Raw genomic sequence first — 7,074 nt, forward strand, 5'->3', positions numbered from 1 at the left:
GGCATCCGGTCCGTCGGATGCCGCCACCTCGGCGCAACAGCGTCGATCAACCGGGTCAGCCCTCCGCGGCCTCGCGGGCCAGCCGGGAGCGGTCCACCTTGCGGTTGGAGTTCAGCGGGAACTCCGGCACGTGCCGGTAGGAGCGCGGCAGCATCCCCTTGGGCAGGATCTGCCGCAGCTGCCGGGACAGTTCCGCCGGGGCGGTCCGCACACCGGTGTAGAAGACCACCAGCTCGGTGCCGCCGGCCCCGGCGCGGGCCACGGTGACCGCGTCCTCGATGCCGGGGCAGCCGCGCAGCGCGTGCTCGATCTCGGCCAGCTCCACCCGCCACCCGTGCACCTGCACCTGCGAGTCGAGCCGCCCCAGATAGATCAGTTCCTTGTTCTCCAGTCGCCGGACCCGGTCCCCGGTGCGATACCAGCGCCGACCGTCGCGGACCAGGAACCGGCCCTCGTCGTCGGCCGGGTCGAGGTAACCGGGGGTGAGCTGGGGGCCGGTGATGCAGAGTTCCCCCTCCACCTCGCTGGCCGCGCCGTCGGCGTCGAGCAGCACCCCGTCGTGCCCGTCGTGCAGGGCACCGATCGGGACCAGGCCGTTGACGCAGAGCCCCGGCGAGGTCTGCGGCGACCAGCGGTGCCCGGTGATGGTCACGGTCAGCTCGGTCGGGCCGTAGATGTTCTCCAGCGTCGACCCGGGGGCCGCCGCCTGCCAGTCCACCGCGTCGGCGGCGTGCAGCGCCTCCCCGGCGAAGAAGCTCCACCGCAACGACGGCATCGCCGCCGCCCCCAGCCGACCGGTCCGTCGGACCAGGGTGATCGCGCTGGGGGTGGAGAACCACACGGTCAGGCCCCGTTCGGCGACGAACGCCGGCACGTCCCGGTAGGCCGCCGGCGGCACCGGATGCACGCTCGCCCCCGCGCCCCAGGCACAGAACAGGTCGAACATCGCGCAGTCGAAGTTCAGGTCGAACGACTGCGAGAAGCGGTCGTCGGGCCCGAAGTCGTACCGGTCGTCCAGCACCGAGAAGTAGTGCCGCAGGTTGCCGTGGGTGATCGGCACCCCCTTGGGCCGCCCCGTCGAGCCGGAGGTGAACAGCACGTAGGCCACGTCGTCGGGGCCGGCGGAGCGGGGCGCGGCCAGCGGCGTCGCCGAGACCACCGGCAGCCGCAACCCGGTGCCGCTGCCGCGCGGGTCCACCACCGGCGCGAACACCGGCACCCCGGCCACCGCGTCGCCCATCTCCGCCCGGACCGCCAGCCCGGCGTCGTCGAGCAGCAGGACGGAGACCCCGCACGCGGTGAGCATCCCGGCGGTCCGCGCCGCCGGGAACTCCGGGTGCAGCGGCACGGCGGTCGCCCCGAGGTACAGGGTGGCGAGCAGCCCGGCGTACGACTCCAGGGTCTTGCCGGCGAGGATGCCGACCACCCGGGGTGGCCCGTCCGGGCCGGCGGCCAACGCCCCGGCCCAGCGCAGCGCGGTGGTGTGCAGCTCCTCGTAGCTGACCGGGCCGGTGGGCAGGTGCAGGGCGGTGGCCCGGGGTGCGGCGGCCAGCCCCTGGAGGAACCGGCCGTGCAGGGCGTAGTCGGTGTGCTGGGTCATCTCGTCCTCCGTGCTCTGCCGACCGTCAGGCGGCCACGGTGCGGCGGATCGGCCGCATCGCCCGCCGGGGGTCCACGATGGTGGTCCGGAAGTTGCGGACGGTGGCGCCGACCCGACCCCAGAGCCGGTCCGGTCCGCAGACGTGCACCGTCTCCACCCCGGACTGCTGGAACGTGGCGACCACGTCCGGCCAGCGCACCGGGGTGACGATCCCGTCCAGCAGCATGGTCCGGACGCCGTCGGCGGTGGTGCGTACCGTGCCGTCCTGGTCGGCGACCACCGGGATCTGCGGGTCGGTGAAGTGCAGCGAACCGAACAGCTCCGCCTCCACCCGGTCCCGCAGCGGCTGGAACGCGGCGGCGTGCAGCGGGGGGTCCATCACGTACAGCGGCAGTCCACCGCCGGCCCGCAGCCGCTGCGCCAACCAGTCGGTACGTGCCTCGTGCAGGGTCACCATCCAGAAGTCGGTGTCCACATAGCAGGAGATCTCGTACCACTCACCGGCCTCGTCCAGCTCGGCCAGGATCTCCCGCAGCCGCTCGGCCGGGGTACGGACGAACGACATCGTCACCACGCCGCGCTGCTCGGCGGTGAAGTACTCCGTCTCGATCCGGGACAGCCGGGCGGTCATCCGGACCGCCTCGGCGAAGTCCAGCGCGCCGCTGAACACGGCGGCGGCCTTGCCCCCGAAGCTGGGCCCGGCGATCAGGTCCGGCCGCAGGTCCATGGTCCGTTCCGCCCAGCGGGCCAGCGCCACGCAGTTGACCAGGAAGGCGACCTGGGCGTACTCGGAGTAGTCGCTGTCGCTGTCCCGATAACGGGTGAACAGGTCGTAGTCCAGGGCGTCACTGGCGGCGGCGAGCAGCTCGCGGGCGTCCCGGTCGATGAGCATGAACTTCGCGACGTCGGCGAAGTCGCACGGGCCCATCCCGGGAAAGACGATGGCGCTGGTCATCTGGGGCGTCCTTGTCGTCGGGGGCAGACCGGCGCGGGCGCGGTCGGTGGGGGAGCCGGGCGGGGAGGTCACCGGGGGAGCTTGGCCAGGGCCTGCTCGATGCGGATCAGCGCGTCGGCGACGTGCGGCACGGCCAGCGGGTCGGCGGCGGTCTGGGTCTGCCGCTGCTGCTCCGGGGTGTCGCCGTAGAGCATGCTGGTCGCGGCGCGGAACCGCAGCCCCTCCGGCCGGTCGCCGAAGTGGTGGCCGGAGAGCACCGCGACGCCCAGCTCCTCCAGCAGGTGGCGCTGCAACCCCGCGCCGTCGGTGATGCCCTGCTCGGCCAGCGGCTCCCGCAGCGGCGCGAAGTCCGGGTAGACGTAGAACGCGCCGGTCGGCGGCCGGCAGGTGGCACCCGCGTCCACCATGATCCGGTGCACCGCGCCGGCCACCGCGCCGTGCAGCGCGGCGTCCGCCGTCAACCGCTCGCGGATCTCCGGCGGTTCGGCGAAGGCGTACCGGGCCACCGACTGCATCGGGCCGGCCAGGGTGGACCAGATCTCGCTGGCCACCGCGGCGACGTCGGCGCGGAGCCGCTCGCCCCACCCGCCGGTCGGGAACCGGGCCGCCCCGATCCGCCAGCCGCCGAGCGCCAGGTTCTTGCTCAACCCGGTGATCACCACGGTCCGCCGGGGGGCGACCTCGGCGGGGGAGAGCAGGTCCGTGCCCGGGGTGTGCAGGATGTCCCGGTAGATCTCGTCCGAGACGATCAGCAGGTCCTCCTCCTCGGCGATCGCGCACAGCTCGCGGACCAGGTCGTCCGGGGCGTGCGTGCCGGTCGGGTTGTCCGGCGAGGTGAGCACGAGGATGCGCGGGTCGTGACCGAGCACCCGGGCGGCGCGGATCGTCTCCCGCAGCGCCGCCGGGTCGGGCACCCCACCGCAGGACGCCGGGATCGGCACCCCCAGCACGGTCTTGCCGGCCAGCCGGGCCTGCGGGGCGTAGGTGACCCAGCTCGGCGCGGCGACGATGGTGTCCCCGCCGACCACCAGTTGCAGGGCCATCAGCAGCGGCTTGCTGCCCGGCGCGATGATCACCTGGTCCGCCTCGGTGGGCAGCCGGCGACGGGAGAAGTACCCGGCCAGCGCGTCCCGGGTGTCCGGGTCACCGACCACCGGCCCGTACGCGTTGCGGTCGGCGCCCTCGGTCAGCGCCCGCCGCAGCGGCGCGAACACCGGCAGCCGGGACTCGCCGAAGCCCAGGTGCACGATGGACTCGCCGGCGGCGATCCGCTGCGCGACCAGTTGGTCGAGCGCGAGGTTGGGGGATATCTTCCGGCCGGCCATCGCCAGCTCCCTTCGGGTCGGTACGTACTCAGGCGGTGACGGCCGCGCCGGGGCGGGCCGCGCTGGGGCTGACGGCGGCGAGGATGTCCGCCGGGGCAGCCGGGTCGATCTCCAGGTCGCTCAGCCAGGCCGCGTCGGCCGACCAGCGGGCCCGGAACGGCCGGCCGACCAGCCGGCGGTCGCGGGCCTGGATCAGCCGGAGCTGGAAGAAGTCGCCGTCCGCGGTCCGCTCGACGCCGTCGACCAGCACCTTGCCGGGGGTCGCCGACATGACCGGCCCGCGCACCGTGCGGGCCAGCCCGGGCAGGTCCTGGTACGCGGTGCGGAAGATGTCGGCGGCCCGGGTCAGCGGCACCTGGAAGTAGTCCCGGGGGCCGGTGTCCCGCTCGACGAACATGTAGTAGGGCACCGCGCCGACGGCCAGCTCGGCCCGCCACATCTCGCTCCAGACGCGGGCGTCGTCGTTGACGTAACGGATCAGCGGGGCCTGGCAGTAGACCACCGCCCCGGTCGACCGGATCCGGGCGATGGCCCGGGTGGCGACCTCGGTGGCCAGCTCCCGGGGGTGGCTGAAGTGGGCCATCACCGCGACGTTGCGGCCGGACGCGACCACCTGCGAGAACAGTCGCAGCAGGTCGTCGGCGTCGCTGTCGGAGACGAACCGGTACGGCCAGTAGGCGACCGCCTTGGTGCCGAACCGGATGGTGCGCACCGTGTCCACCTTCAGTAGCGGCTCCACGTGGCTGCGCAGCCGCTCCGTCGACATGATCATCGGGTCGCCCCCGGTGACCAGCACGTCGGTCACCGCCGGATGCCGGTGCAGGTACGCCACCAGCTGCTCCGGGCCGGGCGCGGCGAACCGCAGGTCGGCGTCCCCGACGAACTGCGCCCAGCGGAAGCAGTAGGTGCAGTACGCGTGGCAGGTCTGCCCCTGCTGCGGGAAGTACAGCACCGTCTCCCGGTACTTGTGCTGCATGCCCGGCAACTCCTGGCCGTCCAGGCTGGGCACGTTGTGCTGCTGCTGTCCGGAGGGGTGCGGGTTGAGCCCGGCCCGGATCCGGGCCACCTCACCGCGCAGTCCCTTGCGGTCGCCGGCGCGCAGCAGGTCGCCGACGATCCGTTCGTCGGCGGCGGCGAGCATGCCGCGCTGCGGAAACACCAGCCGGAAGATCGGGTCGTCCGGAATACGGTCCCAGTCGATCAGGTGCGACAGGACGTACTCGTTGACCCGGAACGGCAGCACCTGGGAAATGGTGCGGATCGCGTGCAGATTGTCGGCCGACAATCCGTACCGGGCACCCAGCTCATCGATGTGGTGCGGCCCGAAGGAGTGGAACCGCCCCGGATCGGCGGTCGTGGAAACGAGCAGGGACATCAACCATCCTCCATGGGGGGGTTGCGCCCACCGACGTGTCGTGACTCAATCACCGGTGCGCGCCCGCGAGAATCGCTCGACGGTCAACAGCGCGTTGCCTCGACCCCACGCTAGTGGCGGGCCGTCCGCCCGGACCCCTAGCGGCACCCCAGAGCCGCCCCTTAGCGCCGCCGGTAGGGGGAGGCTAGGGGCGTCGCGGGGGTGTAGGTGGATTTCCTTTCCTGATTACGTATCCCTCGCCTGGTCCGGCCGGCGCCCGGCGTGTCGCCCGGATACGCCGTACCGCACCGAGCGGCCGAAGAGACATCGATGCCAGCGCCGGATCACGTGCGCCCGGTGCGACCCGAGGGAGTGCTCCGTGACGATCGATCAGGAGATCCGCAAGTATCCGTTCAGCGAGTCGCCCGGGATCGACATCGACCCGACGTACGGGCTGCTGCGCAGCACCGAGCCGCTGGCCCGGGTGCAGTTGCCGTACGGCGAGGTGTGCTGGCTGGCCACCCGGTACGAGGACGTCAAGACCGTGCTCACCGACCCGCGCTTCAGCCGGGCCGCCGCGCAGGGCCAGGACCAGCCCCGCCTCCGTGAGGAGATGACCTACGAGGGCATCATCGGTCTCGACCCGCCGGACCACACCCGGCTGCGCAAGCTGGCCGGCAAGGCGCTGACCGCCCGCCGGGTCAACGGGATTCGCGAGGACGCGCAGCGGATCGCCAACGAGTACCTCGACGACATGGTCGCCAAGGGTTCTCCCGGTGACCTGGTCGAGATGTTCGCGCTGCCCTTCCCGATCACCGTGATCTGCGAGCTGCTCGGCGTCCCGTTCGAGGACCGCGCCCAGTTCCGGATCTGGACCGAGGGGTTGACCAGCACCAGCGAGCAGCTCATGGTCTATGTCGAGCAGTTGTTCGGCTACATGGGCAACCTCGTCGCCCAGCGCCGTGAGCAGCCCACCGACGACCTGCTCGGCGCGCTGGTCAAGGCCCGCGACGAGGGCGACCGGCTGACCGAGCAGGAGCTGCTCTCCATCGCCGGGGTCGGGCTGCTGCTCACCGGCGTCGAGACGGTCTCCACGCACATCCCCAACTTCGTCTACGCGCTGCTGACCAAGCCGGAGCTGATGGCGCAGCTGCGCGCCGACCGGAGTCTGGTGCCGGCCGCCGTGGAGGAACTGCTGCGGATGATCCCGCTCAACCCGGCCGCCATGTTCCCCCGCTACGCGGTGGAGGACGTCGAACTGAGCGGGATCACCGTTCGCGCCGGCGAGCCGGTGCTGGTCTCGCTGCCCGGCGCGAACCGCGACCCGGAGATCTTCGACAACCCGGAGACCTTCGACTTCACCCGCGAGCAGAACCCGCACGTCGCGTTCGGCCACGGCCCACACCACTGCCTCGGCGCGCAGCTGGCCCGGATGGAGCTGCAGGTGGCCCTGCACACCATCCTGGACCGGTTCCCCGAGCTGCGTCTGGCCGACGGTGACGCGGGCGTGTCGTGGAAGTCCGGCCTGCTGGTCCGCGGCCCGAACAAGCTGTTGGTGGCCTGGTGACCGCGGTGGACACCCGCTGGACGGTCACCGTCGACCGGGACGCCTGCATCGGCACCGGGGTCTGCGCCGGCGCGGCCCCCCGCCAGATCGAGATCCGGGACGGCAAGGCGTCCGCCCTGGCCCCGGAGACCGCCCCAGACGAGGCGGTCATCGACGCCGCCGACATGTGCCCGATGTCCGCGATCACGGTCCGCGACGCCGCCTCCGGCGCGCTGCTCGCGCCCGAGGAGTGAACCACAGCCCCGACCGGTGAACCCCACCGGTCGCCGCGAG

Annotated in this window: 6 protein-coding genes; 2 read left to right on the forward strand and 4 right to left on the reverse strand. The window is 72.6% G+C overall.

Features of this window, described 5'->3' with window-relative positions:
* Positions 1-55: 55 nt before the first annotated feature.
* The 4 genes from ACQP1S_RS09590 to ACQP1S_RS09605 form a co-directional block, all read right to left on the reverse strand.
* A complete protein-coding gene (locus tag ACQP1S_RS09590; RefSeq protein ID WP_432905356.1) occupies positions 56-1,600 on the reverse strand; it encodes an AMP-binding protein in 1,545 nt (514 codons plus the stop codon).
* 25 nt (positions 1,601-1,625) lie between these two features.
* Positions 1,626-2,555 (reverse strand): ACP S-malonyltransferase, encoded by a 930-nt coding sequence (locus ACQP1S_RS09595; protein ID WP_432905359.1) that lies wholly within the window; start codon positions 2,553-2,555, stop codon positions 1,626-1,628.
* 68 nt (positions 2,556-2,623) lie between these two features.
* On the reverse strand, positions 2,624-3,880 hold the full coding sequence (locus ACQP1S_RS09600) for a pyridoxal phosphate-dependent aminotransferase (protein WP_091253937.1): 1,257 nt from the start codon (positions 3,878-3,880) through the stop codon (positions 2,624-2,626).
* Positions 3,881-3,908: 28 nt separating this feature from the next.
* Positions 3,909-5,255, reverse strand: a complete 1,347-nt coding sequence (locus ACQP1S_RS09605; RefSeq protein ID WP_091253934.1) for a KamA family radical SAM protein — start codon at positions 5,253-5,255, stop codon at positions 3,909-3,911.
* 358 nt (positions 5,256-5,613) lie between these two features.
* Between ACQP1S_RS09605 and ACQP1S_RS09610 the strand changes: the two genes are divergently transcribed.
* Complete coding sequence (locus ACQP1S_RS09610) at positions 5,614-6,801, forward strand: cytochrome P450 (RefSeq protein WP_091253932.1); 1,188 nt, start codon at positions 5,614-5,616, stop codon at positions 6,799-6,801.
* The gene (locus ACQP1S_RS09615) at positions 6,798-7,034 is read left to right on the forward strand and encodes a ferredoxin (protein ID WP_091253929.1); all 237 of its coding nucleotides are present in this window, start codon (positions 6,798-6,800) and stop codon (positions 7,032-7,034) included. Before ACQP1S_RS09610 ends, ACQP1S_RS09615 begins: the two co-directional genes overlap by 4 nt.
* The last annotated feature ends 40 nt before the right edge of the window (positions 7,035-7,074 follow it).

The sequence above is a fragment of the Micromonospora matsumotoense genome (assembly GCF_050951065.1).
Taxonomy (GTDB): Bacteria; Actinomycetota; Actinomycetes; order Mycobacteriales; family Micromonosporaceae; genus Micromonospora; species Micromonospora matsumotoensis.

What these genes read in the sequence shown, in the direction of transcription:
- ACQP1S_RS09605 (WP_091253934.1), bottom strand. Translation starts at nt 5,255, where the DNA reads ATGTCCCTGCTCGTTTCCACGACCGCCGATCCGGGGCGGTTCCACTCC.
- ACQP1S_RS09600 (WP_091253937.1), bottom strand. Translation starts at nt 3,880, where the DNA reads ATGGCCGGCCGGAAGATATCCCCCAACCTCGCGCTCGACCAACTGGTC.
- ACQP1S_RS09595 (WP_432905359.1), bottom strand. Translation starts at nt 2,555, where the DNA reads ATGACCAGCGCCATCGTCTTTCCCGGGATGGGCCCGTGCGACTTCGCC.
- ACQP1S_RS09590 (WP_432905356.1), bottom strand. Translation starts at nt 1,600, where the DNA reads ATGACCCAGCACACCGACTACGCCCTGCACGGCCGGTTCCTCCAGGGG.